This is a genomic window from Streptomyces sp. NPDC056222 (genome assembly GCF_042264065.1).
Classification (GTDB): Bacteria; Actinomycetota; Actinomycetes; order Streptomycetales; family Streptomycetaceae; genus Streptomyces.
Genome location: NZ_JBHJTL010000019.1, coordinates 20,906 through 40,881 on the forward strand (window position 1 = coordinate 20,906; position 19,976 = coordinate 40,881).

Genomic DNA, 19,976 nt, shown 5'->3' on the forward strand with positions numbered 1-19,976 from the left:
GCAGCGGCCAAACATCCAGTGTGCCTGAGGACCGGCCACCGGTGCTCGGGGCCGGTCCTCAGGCAGGTCAGACCTGGTCGTCCGCCAGTTCCGCGACGCCGGTGATGCGGTGCAGGGGGTACGTGCGGACTTCGTCCGCCGTGTGGTCGTAGCCCGTCACGAAGCCGCCCTCCACCCGGACCGGGGCGATGACGCGCTGGCTCGCCGCACCCTCCGCGTTCACATAGCCGATCCAGACGGCGGAGCCCGTCATCGCGGCGGCCTGGACCGTGGCCAGGGTCTCGGCCGGGGAGGTCCGGGGGAGTTCGCCGGCGACGACCGGGGCGCCCTCGGGGCGCTCCTTGCGGACGGCCGTCGAGGCGAGGTCCCCGGCCCGGATCGCGCGGACCGCCGCGCCGAGCAGGGTCGCGTCCGGTGCGGGCGGGCCGTCCGGGACGGGAACGGGCGCGGTGCGGGCGCCCGTGCGGTAGGCGTCGGCGCGGGTGATCAGGACGTCGCCCTCCGCGGACTCGGCGGCCGGCGCGTACCCCATCGACCGCAGGCCGTCGAGCAGCGCCGCCGGGTCCGTCTGCGAGGCGAGCACGGTCGGCGCGAGGCGGCGCAGCCGCAGCGACGCGGACCGCTTGTCGGCCAGGATCTCGCCGAGGAGCGCGTCGTCGTCGCAGCGCACATAGGCGGAGGCGGCGCCGATCCGCAGATGGCCGTGTTTCCGCGCCACGTCGTCGATGAGATAGGCGAGGGGCTGCGGAACCGGCGTACGGGAGTGCGCGGTCAGGAAGTCGTGCAGGTCGGAGGCGCTGCGTCCGGCGTCGAGCGCGCGGCGCACCGAGCCGGGCGTGAACCGGTAGACCGTCGCGCCACCCTTCGATTCCACGTCCGCGAGCACGGAGAGCATGTGGGCGAGCGGTCGCTGGAGCGGCCCGGGCGCGACGGCGGTGAGGTCGGCCTGGAGCAGGACATGGTCGACGGGTTCGGGGAGGAGCGGGGCGAGCAGGGTCGCGGCCCGGGCGGCGGCGACGGACAGCTCGACGCCGTGAACGGCCACGGGCTCGGTCGCGGCCTCGGCGAGCGGCAGGTTGAGCAGCGCCCGGGCGGGCGAGGCGAGGGCTCCACGTCCGGTGATCCCGAGCATCTCGGCCTCGGAGAGCGCCCACAGGGCGAGCCGGGAGCGGAGATCGGCGGGGGAGGAGCCGGTGCCGGGCCCGTACGAGGCGGTGGCGGCGCTTCGGCCGGCGGGCGCGCCCGCGCCGTACGCGGCGGCCGTGCCGTACGCGGCGGCCGTGCCGTACGCGGCGGAGGTGCCCGTGCCGTACGCGGTGCCGGATCCGCTGCTCGGGCCCCGCCCCGCTTCCGTGTCCCCGGGAGAACCGGTACGGCCCGCGCCCCGCAGCGGCCGTTCCCACCGCAGTCGCGCCAGGAGCGCCTCCGGGTCCGCCGCCGAGCCCGGCGGCAGCGTGGCCTGCAGGGTGAGGACCCGTCGCCGGACCTCGGGCGCCGCGCCCCGGTCGAGATCCGGGCCCAGTGTGGACAGTGCGCGCCCCTTGGCGTCCTGGCCGCCGACCAGGCCGGAAGCACGCGTCCCCAGCAGCCAGGCCGTGACGAGCCCCGCCCAGCGTTCGGCCGCCGGCAGGTCGAGCCAGTCGTCGTACGCGGGCGTCGGCGCGTACCGCTCGTCCGCCTCGCCGTCCGAGGCCAGCAGCCCCGCCCCGTAACAGAGCTCCAGCCAGAACGCCGCGACCGGCTCCGAGACGTCCAGCGTTCCGGCCGTCCGCTTGAGGTCCCGTACCGCCAGACCGCCCGAGCGCAGTACGGCGGGACCGCCCTGGTCCCAGCCCTTCAACAGCTCCTCGACCGTCGACAGCGCCGTGTACGCCTGGCCGGCCGCCGCGCTGTCCACAACCTGGGGACGGTAATCGCGCAGGACGGACAGCTCCGGTGCGTGCGGCTCCGGCGCGCGGTGGGCCCGCCCGCCCCGCAGATGCAGCGCCGCCTCGCGCGGCAGCACGACCGTGCGGGTCGAGGCCGGCAGCAGCAGACCGCGGTCGCGCAGCCATCGCACCGGCGGGGCCGGGTTCGCCGTCACCTCTCCGTACGGCGGACCCCACACCAGCCGGTCGAGCACCGCCAGCGCCTCCGGCGGCGCCGTGTCGAGCAGCGCGCCCATCCGGTCCCGGTCGGTGAACAGATCTGTCAGCGCCGCCACCGCCGAGACCGGGTCGTGCGTCGCGGGCAGCCCGGCCGCCGCGATGATCTCCTGGATCCGGCCGGGCGACATGCCGGCCGTGCACTCGGAGACGGTCGGGCCGAGGCCGGTCGGGGACGGATGCTGCGGCGAGGGTGCGAGCAGTTCACGCGCGGTCCGCACCAGCCGCAGGCGGTCGTCGTCGCCCCAGACCAGGGCCTGTTCGCGCAGCACCTGCACCGCGCGCGGCAGCGCCGCCTCGATGTCCGGGTCGCCGTCGTCGCCGCTGAGCAGGGCGAGGAGTACGGGATACGGGGCGGGGTCCGGGGCCACGGCAAGCGCCTCGGCGGTCTGGAGCGTGAACCGGTCGAGCCGTTCGAGCGCCCGGACGACGGAGCCGCGGGTGCCGGCCCGGGTGGCGAGCTGCGTCAGATCGTTCGGTACGGGGGAGAGCAGATCCGGGCGCGCCCGCAGCAGCGCGGCAAGCCCTTCGTCGCCCCGCGCGCGCAGCGCCTCCGCAAGCGTGCGCGGCGCTGCGGCGGCGCCAGTTCCTCCGGGCACGTGCGCCTCCCGATCGAGCTCACCGATCCCCATCCGCCCCACGTTAGCCCCTGCGCGGGCGCTAACGTCGGGGCGTACCGGCTGTGGAGGGGCACTGTGGGGATCGAGAGCGACCAGTTGGTCTTCGACTATCTGAGCCGGGTCGGCGATCTGGCGCAGCAGAGGCAGCTTCCGTCGAGCACGAGGATGCGGCTCGTGTCGATGCTGCGGAGCGAGATCGACCGTCGGCGCGCCACGTACGGCCAGGAGAGTCCCACCGCGATCCGCGGCATCCTCGACGCGCTGGGCACGCCGGACGAGGTGGTGGACGGGGCGGCGGGGATCGCGCCGGTACCGAAGCTGCCGGAGCAGCAGAGCGGGCGGTCACGGAAGAGCGAGGCGCCGCCGCGGCCCGCGCCGGGCGCGGCCCCTCCCCACCTGGCGGGCACGGACGAAGTCGGGGCGGCCGACACCGAACCGGACTGGTGGAGCCTGGACGACGACACACCGGAGCCGCGGCCGGGGGACGACCTGGCGCCCGGGTTCCGGGGCGGGGTGGAGATCCCGGAGCTGCTGAAGCCGCCGGTGGAGGACGAGGAGGAGGAGCCGGGGGAGCCGGAGGCGCCGAGGCGCGGCTGGCGCCGGGTGCTGCGCCGCGCGCCCGTGGAGGCGGAGGGGGGCACCGAAGAGGCCGTACCGGCCCGCCGCTTCCGCCTGGGCAGCCCCTTCCTGCTCCTGGCCGCGCTGCTCCTGCTCGGCGGGGCCGTCTTCGGCTCCCTGATCCCCCTGGCCCTGGGCTGGCTCCTCGCCTACGCCTCCCGTCGCCTCTCCCGTGCCGAGGCCCAGTGGGCCGTCGTCGTCCTCCCGGGCCTTGCGGCCACGGCGGGCGCGGTCTGGCTCTGGGGCCGAGTGGAGGGCCGCTGGGGCGCCCCGGTCGCACGGGGCGGCGAGGCGATGGGCGCGGCGATCTCGGAAACGTGGCCGTGGACCCTGAAGGGCGCGGCGATAGCGTCGGCCCTGTTCCTACTGTGGCGGTCACGCCGCCACACCTGACGCCGCCGCGCGCCGGCGCCCGCGCCCGCACCCCTGTGCGGGCGTTCGCGCCCCGCGACCTCACCCGCGTGTGGGCGCGCCTGCGTCCCGCGCCCTCACCCGCGTGTGGGCGCGCCTGCGTCCCGCGCCCTCACCCGCGTGTGGGCGTTCGGGTCCCGCTGCCCACCCACCCCACTCCCGTGTGGGCAATCGTCCCGCTGGGCGGGACGGGTGGGCACACGGGACGGCGCCCTTGCGGGCGCGTCCGCTCCGACCCACCCCCGCACCACAAGGCACGTGCACGGTCCAGGGCCCTGGGGCTCGGGGCTCACGGGGCAGAGGCGCCTGCAAAGGCGCCGTTCCGTTGTGCCCACCCTCCCCCCAGACTCCGTCCGGGGGACCCCCAGCCCCAGCGGAACGAATGCCCACAACGGAGCGGGGCGGGGAGGGCGGGGGCACCGCCCCGCGGGCGCCTGCCACAACGGAGGGGGCGGGCGGGGCACCGGCCCCGGGTGCCTGCCGCGACGGCGGCGGGCCGGCGGCCGGGTAGCGCCCCAGCGGCACGCGTGCCCACTACGGGGCGCGTCAGGCGTCGATCGTGTCGAGTTCGGGTGCGTCCGCTCCCCACGGCGCCCCCGGGATCACCAGCGGTGACCCCGTCACCGGGTCCGGGACGACCACCGACTCCAGGCCGAAGACGTCGCGGACCAGGTCCGCCGTCACCACGTCCGCCGGCGCGCCCTCCGCCACCACCTGGCCCGCCTTCATGGCGACAAGGTGGTCGGCGTACCGCGCCGCCTGGTTCAGGTCGTGGAGGACCACCACGACCGTCCGGCCCCGCGCCACGTTGAGACGGCGCACCAGGTCCAGGACCTCGACCTGGTGCGCGATGTCCAGATACGTCGTCGGCTCGTCGAGCAGCAGCAGATCCGTCTCCTGCGCGAGCGCCATCGCGATCCAGACCCGCTGCCGCTGACCCCCGGACAGCTCGTCCACCGACCGGTCGGCCAGGGCGGCGACGTCCGTGGAGGCCATGGCCTCCACGACCGCCCGCTCGTCGGCCTCCGACCACTGCTTCCACCACGCCTGGTGCGGCTGACGCCCCCGCGACACCAGGTCGGCGACCGTGATCGCCTCCGGGGCGACGGGGGTCTGCGGCAGCAGGCCGATCGACTGCGCGATCCGCTTCGTCGGCAGCTTCGCGAGCGACTCCCCGTCGAGGAGCACCGCCCCGCCCACCGGCTTGAGCAGCCGCCCGAGCGCCCGCAGCGTCGTCGACTTCCCGCACGCGTTCGGGCCGACGATCACGGTCACCTTGCCGTCGGGGACGGCGAGGTCCAGGTCCTTCACGACCGTACGGTCCTCGTACGCGAGCGTCAGCTCGCGCGCGGTCAGCCGGCTCACGACTTTCCTCCCACGCTTCGGCTCCGGACGATGAGCCAGATCAGATACGGGGCGCCGACCGCCGCCGTCAGGACACCCACCGGCAGTTCGGTCGGCGAGAACAGCCGCTTGCCCAGCAGGTCGGCCAGGACCACGACGAACGCCCCCATCAGGGCCGAGCACAGCAGCGGGATCTGTGCCGTACGCGTCATCCGCCGGGCGATCTGCGGTGCGAGCAGTGCCACGAAGTCGACCGGCCCCGCCACCCCCGTGGCCACCGACGCGAGCACGACGCCGACGAACACGAGCCCCAGCCGGACCCGCCCGAGCGAGACCCCCAGCGCCGTCGCCGTGTCGTCGTCCAGGGAGACGGTCCGCTGAGCGCGGGCCGCCCACAGGATCGCCGGGAGCAGCGCGATCAGCGTCCAGCGGATCGGCGCGGCCTCGTCCCAGCCACGCCCGTTGAGCGAGCCGGTCATCCAGATCTGGGCCTGCTGGGCGACAAGGTAGTCGCCCTTGGTCATGAACAGGGTGATCAGCGAGCGCAGCGCGATCGCGAACCCGATCCCGATGAGCACGAACCGCGTCGCGTGCAGCCCACCGCGCCAGGCGAAGACGTACACGAGCGCGGCGGCCGCGATGCCGCCGACGATCGAGAGGTACGGCAGGACGGTGTACGAGGTGAGGCCGAAGGTCATCGCGCCGACCGTCAGCGCGCCCGCGCCCTGGCTGATGCCGATGATGTCGGGGCTCGCGAGCGGGTTGCGGGCGACCGTCTGGATGAGGGCGCCCGCGATCCCGAACGCGGCGCCGACCATCAGCCCGACCGCGAGCCGCGGCATCCGCAGCTCCTCGACGACGAAGGTGGACCGGGACTCCTGCCCGAAGACCACCTTCAGGACCTCGGCCGGTGCCACGAACTTCTCGCCGACGCAGAGGTACGCGACGCAGACCGCAGCGAGGAGCGCCACCAGGCCCAGGGCCACGAACGCCGAGCGCCGGTGGAGCAGGAACGATCCCGCTCCGGCGCGTACGACTCCGTACCCGGCAGGACGTACCGACGTCGTCGTCATGCCGGCACCGCCTTCCGGCGCACCAGCGTCACCAGGAACGGCACCCCGATGAGCGCCGTCATCACACCCGCCGGGACCTCGCCCGGCGGGAAGAGCACCCGCCCGATCACATCCGACACCAGCAGCATCACGGGCCCCACGAGCGCTGCCATCGGCAGCACCCAGCGGTGGTCGCTGCCCACGATCGCGCGGGCGATGTGCGGCACCGCGAGGCCGACGAACGCGATCGGACCGGCTGCGGCGACCCCCGCGCCGGTCAGCACGGTCGCCCCGACACCGCCCACGATCCGTACGGTCGCGACCCGCTGACCGAGCCCCTTCGCCACGTCCTCGCCCAGCGCCAGCGCGTCCAGGCCACGGGCCACGGACACCACGAGCACCGCGCCGACCAGCAGGAACGGCCAGATCTGCCCGACGACCTCGGCGTCCCGCCCGTCCAGCGAGCCGATCTGCCAGAACCTGAACTCGTCCAGTGCCGACGCCCTGGTCGTCAGGATCCCGGTCGTCACCGACAGCAGCAGCGCGTTGATCGCGGCGCCGCCGAGCGCCAGCTTCACCGGCGTCGCCCCGCCGCGCCCGCTGGAGGCGATCGCGTAGACGGCGACCGAGGCGAGGGCCGCGCCCGCGAAGGCGAACCACACGTACCCCGTCAGCGTGTGCACTCCGGCAAAGGCGATCGCGAAGACCACGCCCACCGAGGCGCCCTGGCTGATGCCGAGGATGCCGGGGTCGGCGATCGGATTGCGGGTGATGCCCTGCAGGGCGGTACCGGCCAGGGCCAGGGCGGCGCCGACCATCAGCCCGATCAGGGTCCTGGGCACCCGCATCTGCCGTACGACCTCGGCGTCGTCGCTCGTCCCGCCGTGCAGCAGCGCGTCGAGGACCGTGGACGGGGCGATGGCCCGGGCGCCCACGGCGAGGCTCAGCAGGATCGCGACGAGGAGAGCGATGACGGCGGCGACGGTGGCGAGGACGCGTCTGGAAGGGAGTGCGGCTGTCATCGAGGCCCATCGGGAGGTGCGGGTACGACGTCGACTTCGGCGGGCCGACTTCGGTAAGGCTTGGCTCAGTCTAAGCAGCGGCCCTATTCGAACATCCGGGCACAATGTCACCCATGACTCTCTCTCGCCCTCCGCTGACCGTCGGCTTCGACCTGGACATGACGCTGATCGACTCCCGCCCCGGCATCAAGGCCACGTACGAGGCCTTCTCCGCCCAGGTCGGCGTGGAGATCGACGCGGACCTGGCCGTCTCCCGGCTCGGGCCGCCGCTGGAGCACGAGCTGGCGCACTGGTTCCCGGAGGCGGAGATCGAGGAGCGGGTGGCCCAGTACCGCGCGCTCTACCCGACGTACGCGATCGAGCCGTCGCTCGCGATGGCCGGCGCGCGGGATGCGATTCAAGCCGTTCGTGAGGCGGGTGGCCGGACCATCGTCGTCACCGCGAAGAACGAGCCGCACGCCAAGCTGCACCTCACCCACCTCGGCATCGACCCCGACGCCGTCATCGGCGGCCTGTGGGCCGAGGGCAAGGCGGAGGCGCTGCGCGAGCACTCCGCGGGCGTGTACGTCGGCGACCACACCGGAGACGTACGCGGCGCCGCGACCGCGGGCGCCGTGTCGGTGGCCGTGGCGACCGGACCGTGCGACGAGGCGGAGCTGCGCGCGGCGGGCGCGGACGTCGTCCTGCCCGACCTGACAGAGTTCCGTGCCTGGTGGGAGGCGTACTGCGGCTAGTTGCCGCCGGTCGCGGCCGGCTTCGCCTGGCGGCGCTGCGCCGCGATCGAGCGCAGCACCCCGGCGCCCGCGACCAGGAATCCGACGCCCATCAGCATGCACACCGCGTACGCGATCGGCGGGAACGGGTCGGTGCCCAGGAACAGCGGGGCCACCGTGACCAGCGTGGCCACCGCGCCGACGATGAAGACAATCGCACCGGCCCGGACGAGACCGTCACCCGGCGCGGAGTCGTCCGAGAGGGCGGAAGGGGTTTCACTACGCATTCGGCCAGGGTAGTTCCCAGGCCGGAGGAACAAACCGGCGACGTCTTGTCACCAGCCCGAAGCCCATTAGCCTTGGCGCCTGGGGGTCCCCTGCTCGAGTGCAGTCGAGAACTCGAGGGAGGTCGGGCGCCCGCTGTATTGGTATCCAGAGCCGGATTCCCGGCGTATCCATCGAGTACGAGGACAAGGACAGACGTGCCTACCGGCAAGGTCAAATGGTTCAACAGTGAGAAGGGCTTCGGCTTTCTCTCCCGGGACGACGGCGGCGACGTGTTCGTCCACTCGTCGGTGCTCCCTGCCGGAGTCGACGCCCTCAAGCCGGGGCAGCGCGTGGAGTTCGGGGTGGTCGCGGGACAGCGCGGCGACCAGGCGCTGTCCGTGACGGTCCTCGACCCGACGCCCTCCGTCGCCGCGGCGCAGCGCCGTAAGCCCGACGAACTGGCGTCCATCGTGCAGGACCTGACGACGCTCCTGGAGAACATCACCCCGATGCTCGAGCGGGGCCGCTACCCCGACAAGGCGCAGGGCGCCAAGATCGCCGGCCTGCTGCGGGCGGTCGCGGACCAGCTCGACGTCTGAGGCGGGCCGTCGGAGGTGGCCCGTCAGGGTTACGGGAACGCCAGCGCGTCCGGGCCGAGGGGCGGTACGAGCCCCTCGGCCGCGGCGCGCGTGAGCAGCCCGCGGACCGCCGCGTAGCCGGCCTCGCCGAGGTCGGCCGTGAACTCGTTGACGTAGAGACCGATGTGCTGATCGGCCACCTTGGGGTCCATCTCCTGCGCGTGCTCGAGTACGTACGGGCGCGAGGCGGCCGGGTCGTCCCAGGCCATCCGTACGGATGCGCGGGCCGTGTCGGCGAGGCGCCGCAGCATGTCCGGGCCGAGCGAGCGCCGGGCGATGATCGCGCCCAGCGGGATCGGCAGACCGGTGGTGTCCTCCCAGTGCGCGCCCATGTCGGCCAGCGCGTGGAGGCCGTAGTTCTGGTAGGTGAACCGGGCCTCGTGGATGACGAGCCCCGCGTCGACCTTCCCGTCGCGCACGGCGGGCATGATCTCGTGGAACGGCATCACGACGACGTTCCCCACGCCGCCAGGGACGACGTCGGCGGCCCAGAGCCGGAAGAGCAGATACGCGGTCGAGCGCTCGCTCGGCACGGCGACCGTCTTCCCCGTCAGTCCCCCAGAGCCTTCGGCCTGGGAGGTGCCCCCACGAGCCCCCGGCTCCCGCGTCAGCACCAGGGGGCCGCAGCCGCGGCCCAGCGCGCCGCCGCAGGGCAGCAGCGCGTACTGGTCGAGGACCCAGGGCAGCACGGCGTACGAGACCTTGAGGACGTCGTACGCGGGGTCCTCGCTCTCGGCCCAGCCGTTGGTGAGGTCGATGTCGGCGAACGTCACGTCGAGGCGCGGGGCGCCGGGGACGCGGCCGTGGGCCCAGGCGTCGAAGACGAAGGTGTCGTTCGGGCAGGGCGAGTACGCGATCTTGAGCTTGGGCGTCATGGGGCGGGCTCCACGAAGACGGTGGTGCTGAGCAGCTGGAACGTGTGCCGCAGCGAGTCCAGGGCCTCGCCGATGCGCCAGGCGGCGCGGTCGCGGGGGCCGACGGCGTTGGAGACGGCGCGGATCTCGACCACGGGGACTCCGTACGCGGCGGCGGCCTCGGCCACGCCGAACCCCTCCATCGCCTCGGCGGCGGCGCGCGGGTGACGCCGTGCCAGCTCGTCGGCGCGCTCGGCGGTGCCGGTCACGGTGGAGACGGTGAGCACGGGCGCGACGGTGTGGGGTCGTTCGTTCCGGGTGAGCGCGTCGGAGATCCGGCGGGTGAGGGTGGCGTCCACGGCGTGCGAGGACCGCCCGAAGCCGAGCTCCTCGACGGTCAGATAGCCGTCGGGAGTCTGCGCGCCGAGGTCGGCGGAGACGATGACGTCGGAGACGACGACGGAGCCGAGGGGCGCGAGCGGCTGGAACCCACCGGCGATACCGGCGGAGACGACGAGGTCGTAGGGCGCGTGCGGGCCGTCGGCGGGGTCGTGTGCGGCGGAGGCGTGTGCGAGGGCGGTGGCGGTGGCGGTGGCCGTCGAGGCGGGGCCGACGCCGCCGACGAGCACGTCGACGACAGCGGGTCGCCCTTCAGGTCCCGTACCCGCGTGGCGGCGCAGCACGAAGCCGCCGGGCAGCGGGAACTCGCCCGAGCCCGGTCCGCCGAACGTGAAGCCCCGGGCGACGGAGTCCGCCTCCGCCGCCACGGCCGTCACGATCAGGATCCGGAGGAGCACCGGAGGATCAGGCGTCCTTCTTCAGCTCGAAGTGCCAGATGCCGGTCAGCTTCTTGCCGTCGTTCTCGACGATGGTGACCTGCGTCGAGTTGGTGGCCTCGCCGGTCTGGGTGGAGAAGAAGGCGCTGGCCGGGATGGTCCGGTACGTCTTCTTGTAGGGCTCCGGCTCGGCGTTCTGGCCGCCGAGGAAGATCGTCCAGCCGTTCTCGGCGATCGAGGGGTCGACGCCGAAGCGGATCTTGTCGTCCGCGGAGACCGTGATGGTCTTCTCGGCCTTCTTGTTGAGGCACTGCTGGATCTGCGACTCCTTGATGGCGTCGCCGTCGTTGTAGCAGGCGGCCTCGGAGTGGATCGACTCGGTCCCGACCGTCAGGGTCGCGAGCGGAGTCGGCTTGTCGCAGGCGGAGAGAACGAGGAGCCCGGCGGAGACGGCCCCGAGGGCGACGGCGGCCCGGCGGCGCGAGCCGGTGAAGAACGCAACGGTCATGGCCCGAAGGCTATCGGGCGCACCGGACTCCGCCACGCGGGGGTGCGGCGCGCCGCGTTTTCGGTGCGACCACGCGCCTGCCGGGTGGGGTCATGTCACCTCCGCCTTCTTGTCGTCCGGAGTCCGCGCCGCCGTCAGGAGGCCGCGCACGGCCAGGAGCGCGCCCAGGCCCAGGATGGCCGCGGCGACCCACATGCCCACCTGGCCGCTCAGCGGGAGCGAGATGCCGATCCCGCCGCCCACCACCCATGACATCTGCAGCAGCGTCTCCGAGCGGGCGAACGCCGACGTGCGGACCACCTCCGGCACGTCCCGTTGGATCAGGGCGTCCAGGGACAGCTTCGACAGCGCCTGCGTCAGGCCCGCCACCGCTCCCAGCACCGCCACCATCGCCCCGCTGAAGAACACCGCCGCGAGGACCGCCGCCCCGCACACGGTCGTGATCATCGTGGCGATGATCACTTCCGGCGCGTGGCCGCGCTCCTTCAGGAGCGAGCCCACCGCCGTCCCGCACGCGTTCCCCACCCCCGCCGCCACCGCCACCATCGCCAGCGACACCGCCGCGCTCTGCCCCGGCAGCGGATGCTCGCGCAGCAGGAACGCCAGGAAGAAGATCAGGAACCCTGACAGCATCCGCTGCGCCGCGTTCGCCTGGAGCCCGTGCAGCACCGCCGGGCCCACCGTCCGCAGGCTCGGCTTCTTCTCGCCGTGCGTCAGCAGGTGCACGCGCCGCTCACCCTTCGCCGAGTCGACCTTGTGCGGCATCCGGAACGCCCAGTACCCGCCCAGCAGGAACAGCGCACACGCCCCGTACAGCGGCCACGCCGGCCCGACCTGCTGCAGCCCCGCCCCGATCGGCGCGGCGATGCCGGTGGCCAGCAGGCCCGCGAGGGTGACCCGGGAGTTCGCCTTGACCAGGGAGAAGCCGGGTGGCAGCAGACGCGGCACGACGGCGCTGCGCACCACCCCGTACGCCTTCGAAGCCACCAGCACGCCCAGCGCCGCCGGGTACAGCTCCAGGCCGCCCGTGGACACCGCCGCCGACATGGTGATCGCCAGGACCGCCCGGGTGAGCATCGCCCCGGCCATCGCGGCGCGGCGGCCGTGCGGGATGCGGTCCAGGAGCGGGCCGATCACGGGGGCGAGGAGCGTGAACGGGAGCATCGTGATCGCCAGGTAGAGCGCGACCCGGCCGCGTGCCTCGTCGGTCGGTACGGAGAAGAAGACCGTGGACGCGAGCGCGACGGTGATCATGACGTCGCCGGCGCCGTTCACGGCGTGCAGCTCGATCAGCTTTCCCAGACCCGACTCGCCCGCGCCGTGCGCGTGCGTAGCCTTCCGGATCCCCTTCGCCGTACCGGTGAACGGCAGGTGAAGGGCGCGCCCGACCGCCCGGCCCGCTCGGCTGAGCGGCCCGGCATGATCGTGGGATCGTGCGGACGACCGTGCGGCTGCCACTCCGTCATAGTGCCCCACACCAGTCCCGGACGAACCGTTGGCGCGGCCCTGCGGCCCTCTCCAACCCTGCGTGAATGCGGTCGGGAAGTCCGCGATACGGGCCACTTGGGGCGGGCAGGTGGGCGGCGGGCGGCAGAGGGGGTAGCGTGCGTAGCGCGCCACCGGCGGAAGTTCTCGGCCGCGCGCCTCTTCGGCATCCCGCAGAATGGATGACGATAGGTGTGCCCGAGACACGCGAGACATGTCGGGTGCGGACGTCGATGCGGCCCTCTGGTCCGCTCCGCCCGCCGCCCGTAGCTTCGCTCCCGCTCCTCGGCCCGGCGCACCCGTGAGACGGCGTAGGAGAGAAGCGAGACCTGTGAGTGCTGCGACGACGCGAAGCCGTACTGCGCGTACCCCGCGTACCCCCGACCGCCTGTGCGCCGAGGCGGTAGACCTGGCGCGGGCGGCCGCCGACGAGGCGGCCGCACCCGGCATCGTCGGGGCGCACGTGGAGGCCGTCGCCGAGGGTGACCGGGTGGTCACGCACTTCTTCGAGTGCAAGGAGCCCGGCTACCGCGGCTGGCGCTGGGCCGTGACGGTCACGCGCGCCTCCCGGGCGAAGAACGTCACCCTCGACGAGACCGTCCTGCTGCCCGGCTCCGACGCTCTCCTCGCCCCTGAGTGGGTGCCGTGGAGCGAGCGGCTGCGGCCGGGTGACATGGGGCCGGGGGACCTGCTGCCTACGGAGCAGGACGACCTGCGGCTCGAGCCGGGGTACTCCGGGGAGGACGCGCCGCCGCCGAACTCCGCGGTCTCGGAGGAGATGGCGGACCATCTCGACGCCGAGGACGCCGAGATCGTGTCCCGTACGCCGTCCCGGGGCGCGATCGCCTCGGTCGCCGAGGAGCTCGGGATGCGGCGGGCGCGGGTGCTGTCGCGGTACGGGCTGCATGTGGCGGCGGACCGGTGGGACGAGTCGTTCGGGGCGAAGACGCCGATGGCGCAGGCCGCGCCGGCGTCGTGCGAGTCCTGCGCGTTCCTGGTACCGCTGGCGGGGTCGCTGAAGCAGGCGTTCGGTGTGTGCGCGAACGAGTTCTCGCCGGCGGACGGGCGGGTCGTGTCGCTCGCTTACGGCTGTGGCGGTCACTCGGAGGCGGCGGTCATGCCGAAGCCGCCGCGGCCGGCGCCGCCGGTGCTGGACTCGATGGGGGCGGACGCGTTCCCGCTGCGTCCGGCGAAGGATTCGGGCTCGACGACGGAACCGGACGGCACGTCGGAAGACCTGGGCCACTCGTAACGGACGGGGGCGTCCCCCAGCCCCTGCGGGACGAGTGCCCACACGGGGGCCGGGCCCCGGGGAATGGGCTCGGTGGGCTCGGGTAGTCGGGATGGCGGGCGTCGGGTACCCCGTGGCGCCCGGGGACGTGCAGGTCGCGGTACCTTCGGGCCCCGGCACAATCCCGCCCCGCAGAGTGGAGTCAGACGTGAGCGTCAGCGTCAGGACGTCGACCGACGGAGCCGACCCCTTCGGGACCGCACGGCTGCGGAGAGGCGTGCTCGATTCCTGGGGTGCCGGGCCCGCCCGGTTCCGGGAGGACGCCAACGCCGAGGAGGACCTCGCCCTCGGCGGCTACCGCGACCGCCTCGTCGTCGAGCTCGCCCAGAACGCCGCCGACGCCGCCCGCCGCGCAGGGGTGACGGGAAGGCTCCGGCTCACCCTGCACGCCGCGGGCCCCGACGCCCCCGCCGTCCTCGCCGCCGCCAACACCGGAGCCCCGCTGGACGCCACCGGCGTCGAGTCCCTGTCCACGCTGCGCGCCTCCGCGAAGCGGGGCGAGCACGACACGAACGCCGTCGGCCGTTTCGGCGTCGGCTTCGCCGCCGTCCTCGCCGTCTCCGACGAGCCCGCCGTCCTGGGCCGCCACGGCGGTGTCCGCTGGTCGCTCGCCGAGGCCCGGGAGCTGGCCGCCGAGGTCGCCCGGCACAGCCCCGGCCTCGGGGACGAGCTGCGCCGCCGTGACGGACATGTCCCGCTGCTGCGCCTCCCGCTGCCCGCCGAGGGCACCGCCCCCGACGGCTACGACACCGTCGTCGTGCTCCCGCTGCGCGACTCCGCCGCCGTCGACCTCGCCGAGCGTCTCCTCGACTCCATCGACGACGCCCTGCTCCTCACGCTCCCCGGCCTCGCCGAGATCGTGGTCGACACCTCGGAGGGCGTACGGACGCTCCGCCGCTCCGAGGCTGACGGTTACGTCCACATCGCCGACTCCGCGACCGGCAACCACCGCTGGCGGACCGTCAGTCACGGCGGCCCCCTCGACCCCGCGCTCCTCAAGGGCCGGCCGGTCGAGGAACGGCTGCGCCCGCACTGGTCGGTGACCTGGGCCGTGCCGGTCGACGGCGAGGGCGCGCCGCTGTTCCCCCGTACCGCCCCCGTCGTGCACGCCCCCACCCCCACCGACGAACCGCTCGGCCTGCCCGCCCTGCTGATCGCCTCCCTCCCGCTGGACACCGCCCGCCGCCACCCGGCGCCCGGGCCGCTCACCGACTTCCTGGTCGAGCGGGCGGCCGACGCCTACGCCGAACTCCTCGCGGACTGGCTGCCGGTGACGGTCGCCACGATCGACCTGGTGCCCGGCCTGCTCGGCAAGGGCGTCCTGGACGGGGCGCTGCGCGCGGCGATCCTGGAGCGTCTGCCGCGGGTGGCCTTCCTGGCCCCCGAGGCGCCGTCCGAGGACATGCCCGCACTGCGGCCCGTGGAGGCGGAGGTCGTGGAGGGCGCGGGCGCCGAGACCGTCGCCGTCCTGGCCGAGGTCTTCCCGACCCTGCTGCCCGCAGGGCTCGAACGGCGGCCCGAGCTGCGCACCCTGGGGATCGGACGGGTGCCGCTGACGGAGGCGATCGACCGGCTGGCCGGGGTGGACCGGGCGCCGTCGTGGTGGTGGCAGCTGTACGACTCGCTGGCCGGGGTGGACCCGGACCGGCTCACGGGCCTGCCGGTCCCGCTGGCGGGCGGGGATGCCGAACGTACCTACGATGAAGGTCTCGACGAGGACCGCGAGGACCGGGAAGAGCAGCCCGGCTCCCGGATCCGGACGACCATCGGCCCCCGGCATGTGCTGCTGCCCCAGGACCACACTCCCGCCGACCTGACCCGGCTCGGCCTCAAGGTCGCCCATCCGGACGCCGCTCACCCCCTCCTGGAGAAGCTGGGCGCCCTGCCCGCCACGCCCCGTGCCGTGCTGACGACACCTCAGGTCAGGGCGGCGGTGGCCGGCTCCCTCGACGCGGGGGAGATCTGGGACGAGGACGCGGACACCCTGGACGCCGACGAGCTCGCCGAGACGGTCCTCGCACTCGTCCGGGACGCCGAGTTGGAGCCCGGCGACGAGCCGTGGCTCGGCGCCCTCGCCCTGCCCGACGAGGACGGCGAGCTCGCGCCCGCCGGTGAACTGGTCCTGCCCGGCAGTGCCTTCGCCGCCGTGATGCGCGAGGACGAGCTGGCGCTGTGCGACGCGGAACTGGCCGAGCGGTGGGGCGAGCAGCCGCTCGCCGCCTGTGGGGTGCTCGCCAACTTCGCCCTGGTCCGGGCCACCGACCTCGTCCTCGACCCGGACGAACTGGAGCCCCGGGAGAGCGACTTCGCCGAGTCCGACGATGCCGGGCTCCTCGACGCGGTCGACGTGTGGTGCGAGGACGTCCTCGACCGGCTGCCGGAGGCGCCGGTGCCGCCGGTGGCGACCGAGATCGTCGCCGTACGGGATCTGGACCTGGTCGACGACGAGGCCTGGCCGCAGGCGCTCGCCCTGCTGGCGCAGCCGCCGCTGCGGGACGCGCTCACCCAGCCCGTGCGGGTCCTCATGCCGGACGGGACGACCGAGACCGTACGGTCGTACACCGCCTGGTGGCTCCGCGACCACCCGGTCCTCGACGGCCGCCGCCCGGCCGGTCTGCGGGCCGCCGGTACGGACCCGCTGCTCATGGGCCTGTACGACTCCGCCGACGCGACCGGCTTCGAGGACGAGCAGGTCCTGCGGGCCCTGGGCGTCCGCACCTCGGTCACCGCGCTCCTCGACGAGCCGGGCGGCGCGGCCGAACTCCTGGCCCGTCTCGCCTCCCCGGAGCGCGAGGTGACCGGCGCCCAGCTGCACGCGCTGTACACCGCGCTCGCCGATCTGGACCCCGAGCAGGTCACCCTCCCCGACGAGCTGCGCGCGGTCGTGGACGGGGAACTGCTGGTGGTCGACGCGTCCGAGGCGCTGGTCGCGGACGCGCCCGACCTTCTCCCGCTGGCCGGCGGGCTGCCCCTGCTGCCGGTCTCCCCGTCGCGGGCGGCGGATCTGGCGGAGCTGTTCCAGGTCCGGCGGCTGAGCGAGTCCGTGGAGGCCGAGGTCACCACGGTCGGCGAGGAGCACGACGTACCGCCCTCGGTGCACGCCCTCCTCGGGCCGGCGACCCCGGACTCGTACATCGAGCACGAGGAGCTTCGCGCCGCGGGCGTCGAACTCGACTGGCGCCGCACGCCCGACGGCACGATCCACGCGGCGACCCTGGAGGGCGTCGCCGCGGGTCTGGCCTGGGCGGCCGGCCAGTGGCCCCGCCGCTTCGAGGTCGCGGCCCTGCTGGAGGACCCGTCGAGGACGGCGGAGCTGGCCAGGGACCGGTGGTTCGACTAGACGTCCTTGGATCAGGACGTCAGCGGTTGCGGCGGCGGCCGAAGAGCACCGCCGCCGCGCCGAGGACGACGACCGCGCCGCCGATGACGGCGAGCGTGGCCGTGCCCGACGAGCCGGTGTCGGCGAGCCCGCCGCCGGTGTTCGGCGCGTGGGCGGCCGGAGGTGTGGCCGACGGAGTCGCGGTCGGCGCTGTCGTGGGCGTGGCGGTCCGGGTGGGCGTGGCGGTCCCCGTCGGTGAGGCGGTCCGCGTCGGCGTGGCGGTCGTCGTCGGGGTCCTGGTCGGCGTCGGCCGGGTGGTCGGGGCGGGCTTGATCATGAAGCCGTCCTGGGCGGGGGCGACCCCCACGCAGTCGGTCCGATTGCCGGTGTCCGGGTGGCTGTAGACGTCGGCGAACCTCCCGTACAGGCTGAAGTCCGCTCCGGTGAGGTCGGCGGGGATCTTGGCGAGCACCTGGACGCGCAGCTCGTAGTGCTTGGTCTCGCCGGCCTTCAGGAGGGCGATCTCGTCGACGTCCGCAGGTCCGTCCCCCAGGTCGCGCCAGCTTCCGTCGGCCGCCTTCACCTGCGCTTTCACATAGTCGCCCAGGTGGTACTCCGGGAACTCGACCTGGCGCCAGGGGTACGCGTCCACCGCGACGCCCGGCAGGTCCGCGGCCCCGATGTTGGTCACCGAGCCCTTCACCGGCTGCCAGCCGCTGCCCGCCACGACGGAGGCGGCGACCACGTCCAGCTTCGCGGTGAGCGACTTCTGTTCGTAGTCTCCGTTCGAGACGTCCACGCAGCTCGGCAGGTCCGCCGGAGGTCCGGCGGCATGGGCGGCGGCGGGTGAGGCGAGGAGCAGCGCGGCGGTGGTGGCGGCCACGGTGGCGGCCGGGCGGAGTTTCATCGGGGTTCCCTCCCACAGGCGCCGGATGGCGCCTGGTCTTCAGGCACGCGCACGATGCGTGTACGCACAGGGGGGACACCTGGCCCCGCCAAAGGGTTGCCCGGCCCGGTCTCTCGGGGGCCGCTCTCTGGGGGACGTGTGCCGGGACCAGCGGTTCGCTCCGGGAGAAAGCGGTCATATCGGTCTACATTTTCGATCCATGACGCAGCAGAAGGCCGGCCTTCTGGGCGGCGCCCCTCCCGAGGAGGGCCCGGACCCGGCCACCCATGACCCGGCCGTCCCCCATCAGCAGAAAGACCTGGCCGATGGCCGAGGTGCGGCGGCGCGTGCCCTGGACAGAGCGGCCCGGCACGCGGACGCCTGGGCCGCGACCTGGTCCAAGGGCAGGTCGCTCGCGGCGATCGGGACGGTCTGGGCCCTGACCCGGATCGTCATGGTGTACCTGCTGGTCCAGGACGACATCGGCGTCAGCAACGTCTCGTCCGAGGTGGTGTTCCTCTACCCGCGGTGGTCCCAGCAACTGGCCGACGGCGCCTTCCCGGTCGGCGACGTCACCTGGCAGTACCCGCCGGGCGCCGGTCTGCTGTTCCTCTCCCCGTCGCTGCTGCCCTTCCTCGACTACTTCGCGGCGTTCCTCGTGCTCACGCTCGTCGCCGACGCCGTGGTCATGGTGGCCCTGGCCCGCTCCGGCCGCAGGCTCGCGGGGGCGTGGCTGTGGACCGCCGGTCTGCCCATGCTCCTGAACCTGCCGCACGGGCGGTTCGACATCCAGGTGACGGCCCTCGCCGTCCTCGCGCTGCTCGCCGGCCGTCGCAGGCCGCGCCTCGGCGGGGCGCTCGCCGCGTTCGGGGCACTGATCAAGGTGTGGCCACTGCTCACCCTGGTGGGCATGGAGCGGGGCCGTACCACCAGGGACGCCTGGGTGTCCGCCGCCGCGGCCGCCGCTGCGCTGCTGACCGTCCTCGCCCTCGCCTTCCGGCACAGCTTCGACTTCCTGCAGCAGCAGGGCGCCCGGGGTGTGCAGATCGAGTCGCTGGGCGGCACGGTGCTCTCGCTGATGCGGGCGTCGGGGATGCCGATCTGGGTGGAGACCCGCTACGGCGCACTGGAGTTCAGCGGTGAGCACGTGGCGACCGTGGCGCAGCTGTCGCTGATGCTGACGGCCGCCGCGTTCGGCTGGCTGATGTTCTGGCGGGGCCGGGCCTCGCGGTGGACGGAGGCGACACCGTTCGACGCGGCGCTCACCGCGATCCTGCTGTTCACGGTCACCAGCCGGGTGATCAGCCCGCAGTACATGGTCTGGCTGCTGGGCCTGGCGGCGGTCTGCCTCACCTCCCGGCTCACCACCCAGCGCCCGGTGGCCTGGGTCCTGCTCGCCGCGACCGCCGTGACGGCGTTCGCCTACCCGCTCCACTACCTGGAGGTCATGCAGGGCACGGCCCTGGGCAACACCTTGATGGTCGCCCGCAACGGCCTCCTGCTCACGGCGGCCGTCCTCTCCTGCCGCCGTCTGTGGACGGCGACAGCCCGGGACCCCGACCCGACCGTTCCCTCGACTTCCGAGTCGTCCCCGTCCCTACACTGACGGCCATGGCATGCCGCATCAGTGAACTGGTCATCGACTGCGTCGACCCCGAACGGCTCGCCGCGTTCTGGAGCGAGGTGCTCGGCTACGTCGAACGGGGCCGGGAGGACGACGGATCCATCGAGATCGGGCCGCTCGACGCCGGCTCCAGCGGCCTGCCCACCCTCGTCCTCAGCCCCAGCAGCGACCCGCGGACCGGGAAGCTCCGGCTGCACATCGACGTCAACGCCACCGACCGCGACCAGGACGCCGAACTGGAACGGCTGCTCGCCCTGGGCGCCGAGCCGGTGGACGTCGGCCAGGACGGCAGCGAGAGCTGGCACGTCCTGGCCGACCCGGAAGGCAACGAGTTCTGCCTCCTGCGTGCCCGACTCCAGCCCCTCTGACCACCCGCGTCCTGTGGTGCGGGCCGGTCCCGTCGC

Annotated in this window: 17 protein-coding genes; 7 read left to right on the forward strand and 10 right to left on the reverse strand. The window is 74.0% G+C overall.

What is annotated here, in order from left to right:
* Positions 1-67: 67 nt before the first annotated feature.
* Positions 68-2,776, reverse strand: coding sequence for a helicase-associated domain-containing protein (locus tag ACFC0D_RS12120; protein WP_376433831.1), 2,709 nt, complete (start codon positions 2,774-2,776; stop codon positions 68-70).
* 63 nt (positions 2,777-2,839) lie between these two features.
* Here ACFC0D_RS12120 and ACFC0D_RS12125 point away from each other — a divergent pair, with 63 nt between their 5' ends.
* Positions 2,840-3,775, forward strand: coding sequence for a hypothetical protein (locus tag ACFC0D_RS12125; protein WP_376433833.1), 936 nt, complete (start codon positions 2,840-2,842; stop codon positions 3,773-3,775).
* 564 nt (positions 3,776-4,339) lie between these two features.
* Here ACFC0D_RS12125 and ACFC0D_RS12130 read toward each other — a convergent pair.
* Genes ACFC0D_RS12130 through ACFC0D_RS12140 form a run of 3 tightly spaced genes read right to left on the reverse strand, consistent with a single transcriptional unit; the run spans position 4,340 to position 7,211 of the window.
* Positions 4,340-5,158: an ABC transporter ATP-binding protein gene (locus ACFC0D_RS12130; RefSeq protein WP_376433835.1), complete on the reverse strand. Its 819-nt coding sequence runs from the start codon at positions 5,156-5,158 to the stop codon at positions 4,340-4,342.
* A complete protein-coding gene (locus ACFC0D_RS12135; RefSeq protein WP_376433837.1) occupies positions 5,155-6,210 on the reverse strand; it encodes a FecCD family ABC transporter permease in 1,056 nt (351 codons plus the stop codon). Before ACFC0D_RS12135 ends, ACFC0D_RS12130 begins: the two co-directional genes overlap by 4 nt.
* A complete protein-coding gene (locus ACFC0D_RS12140; protein WP_376433839.1) occupies positions 6,207-7,211 on the reverse strand; it encodes a FecCD family ABC transporter permease in 1,005 nt (334 codons plus the stop codon). The genes ACFC0D_RS12135 and ACFC0D_RS12140 overlap by 4 nt, the downstream gene beginning before the upstream one ends.
* Before the next feature lie 104 nt (positions 7,212-7,315).
* Here ACFC0D_RS12140 and ACFC0D_RS12145 point away from each other — a divergent pair, with 104 nt between their 5' ends.
* Entirely contained in the window at positions 7,316-7,945 is a 630-nt protein-coding gene (locus ACFC0D_RS12145) for an HAD family hydrolase (RefSeq protein ID WP_376433841.1), read from the forward strand.
* On the opposite strand, the gene ACFC0D_RS12150 is transcribed toward ACFC0D_RS12145, so the two are convergent.
* A complete protein-coding gene (locus tag ACFC0D_RS12150) occupies positions 7,942-8,211 on the reverse strand; it encodes a hypothetical protein (protein ID WP_376433843.1) in 270 nt (89 codons plus the stop codon). The two genes, ACFC0D_RS12145 and ACFC0D_RS12150, sit on opposite strands and share 4 nt — an antisense overlap.
* Positions 8,212-8,406: 195 nt before the next feature.
* Here ACFC0D_RS12150 and ACFC0D_RS12155 point away from each other — a divergent pair, with 195 nt between their 5' ends.
* Positions 8,407-8,790, forward strand: a complete 384-nt coding sequence (locus ACFC0D_RS12155) for a cold-shock protein (RefSeq protein ID WP_308354918.1) — start codon at positions 8,407-8,409, stop codon at positions 8,788-8,790.
* Positions 8,791-8,819: 29 nt separating this feature from the next.
* Here the strand turns inward: ACFC0D_RS12155 and ACFC0D_RS12160 are convergent, their stop codons facing one another.
* The 4 genes from ACFC0D_RS12160 to ACFC0D_RS12175 form a co-directional block, all read right to left on the reverse strand.
* On the reverse strand, positions 8,820-9,704 hold the full coding sequence (locus tag ACFC0D_RS12160; RefSeq protein ID WP_376433846.1) for a 1,4-dihydroxy-6-naphthoate synthase: 885 nt from the start codon (positions 9,702-9,704) through the stop codon (positions 8,820-8,822).
* On the reverse strand, positions 9,701-10,480 hold the full coding sequence (locus ACFC0D_RS12165; RefSeq protein ID WP_376433848.1) for a futalosine hydrolase: 780 nt from the start codon (positions 10,478-10,480) through the stop codon (positions 9,701-9,703). Before ACFC0D_RS12165 ends, ACFC0D_RS12160 begins: the two co-directional genes overlap by 4 nt.
* 7 nt (positions 10,481-10,487) lie before the next feature.
* Entirely contained in the window at positions 10,488-10,967 is a 480-nt protein-coding gene (locus ACFC0D_RS12170; protein ID WP_376433850.1) for a DUF2771 domain-containing protein, read from the reverse strand.
* Positions 10,968-11,057: 90 nt separating this feature from the next.
* On the reverse strand, positions 11,058-12,425 hold the full coding sequence (locus ACFC0D_RS12175; RefSeq protein ID WP_376433852.1) for an MFS transporter: 1,368 nt from the start codon (positions 12,423-12,425) through the stop codon (positions 11,058-11,060).
* A 358-nt stretch (positions 12,426-12,783) separates the two neighbouring features.
* On the opposite strand from ACFC0D_RS12175, the gene ACFC0D_RS12180 reads away from it, so the two are divergent.
* Positions 12,784-13,704, forward strand: a complete 921-nt coding sequence (locus ACFC0D_RS12180) for a DUF3027 domain-containing protein (RefSeq protein ID WP_376433854.1) — start codon at positions 12,784-12,786, stop codon at positions 13,702-13,704.
* A 175-nt stretch (positions 13,705-13,879) separates the two neighbouring features.
* Positions 13,880-17,083: a sacsin N-terminal ATP-binding-like domain-containing protein gene (locus tag ACFC0D_RS12185; RefSeq protein ID WP_376433856.1), complete on the forward strand. Its 3,204-nt coding sequence runs from the start codon at positions 13,880-13,882 to the stop codon at positions 17,081-17,083.
* Between the two features lie 19 nt (positions 17,084-17,102).
* On the opposite strand, the gene ACFC0D_RS12190 is transcribed toward ACFC0D_RS12185, so the two are convergent.
* Positions 17,103-17,969, reverse strand: a complete 867-nt coding sequence (locus tag ACFC0D_RS12190; protein WP_376433858.1) for an LPXTG cell wall anchor domain-containing protein — start codon at positions 17,967-17,969, stop codon at positions 17,103-17,105.
* Positions 17,970-18,168: 199 nt separating this feature from the next.
* Between ACFC0D_RS12190 and ACFC0D_RS12195 the strand changes: the two genes are divergently transcribed.
* Both ACFC0D_RS12195 and ACFC0D_RS12200 read left to right on the forward strand, forming a co-directional pair.
* Positions 18,169-19,554: a glycosyltransferase 87 family protein gene (locus ACFC0D_RS12195; protein ID WP_376433860.1), complete on the forward strand. Its 1,386-nt coding sequence runs from the start codon at positions 18,169-18,171 to the stop codon at positions 19,552-19,554.
* Between the two features lie 5 nt (positions 19,555-19,559).
* Positions 19,560-19,940 carry a VOC family protein gene (locus ACFC0D_RS12200; RefSeq protein WP_376433862.1) on the forward strand — a complete coding sequence of 127 codons (381 nt, stop codon included), beginning with the start codon at positions 19,560-19,562 and terminating at the stop codon, positions 19,938-19,940.
* Positions 19,941-19,976: the final 36 nt, after the last annotated feature.

What these genes read in the sequence shown, in the direction of transcription:
- ACFC0D_RS12170 (WP_376433850.1), bottom strand. Translation starts at nt 10,967, where the DNA reads ATGACCGTTGCGTTCTTCACCGGCTCGCGCCGCCGGGCCGCCGTCGCC.
- ACFC0D_RS12140 (WP_376433839.1), bottom strand. Translation starts at nt 7,211, where the DNA reads ATGACAGCCGCACTCCCTTCCAGACGCGTCCTCGCCACCGTCGCCGCC.
- ACFC0D_RS12145 (WP_376433841.1), top strand. Translation starts at nt 7,316, where the DNA reads ATGTCACCCATGACTCTCTCTCGCCCTCCGCTGACCGTCGGCTTCGAC.
- ACFC0D_RS12160 (WP_376433846.1), bottom strand. Translation starts at nt 9,704, where the DNA reads ATGACGCCCAAGCTCAAGATCGCGTACTCGCCCTGCCCGAACGACACC.
- ACFC0D_RS12200 (WP_376433862.1), top strand. Translation starts at nt 19,560, where the DNA reads ATGGCATGCCGCATCAGTGAACTGGTCATCGACTGCGTCGACCCCGAA.
- ACFC0D_RS12190 (WP_376433858.1), bottom strand. Translation starts at nt 17,969, where the DNA reads ATGAAACTCCGCCCGGCCGCCACCGTGGCCGCCACCACCGCCGCGCTG.
- ACFC0D_RS12120 (WP_376433831.1), bottom strand. Translation starts at nt 2,776, where the DNA reads ATGGGGATCGGTGAGCTCGATCGGGAGGCGCACGTGCCCGGAGGAACT.
- ACFC0D_RS12150 (WP_376433843.1), bottom strand. Translation starts at nt 8,211, where the DNA reads ATGCGTAGTGAAACCCCTTCCGCCCTCTCGGACGACTCCGCGCCGGGT.
- ACFC0D_RS12195 (WP_376433860.1), top strand. Translation starts at nt 18,169, where the DNA reads ATGACGCAGCAGAAGGCCGGCCTTCTGGGCGGCGCCCCTCCCGAGGAG.
- ACFC0D_RS12135 (WP_376433837.1), bottom strand. Translation starts at nt 6,210, where the DNA reads ATGACGACGACGTCGGTACGTCCTGCCGGGTACGGAGTCGTACGCGCC.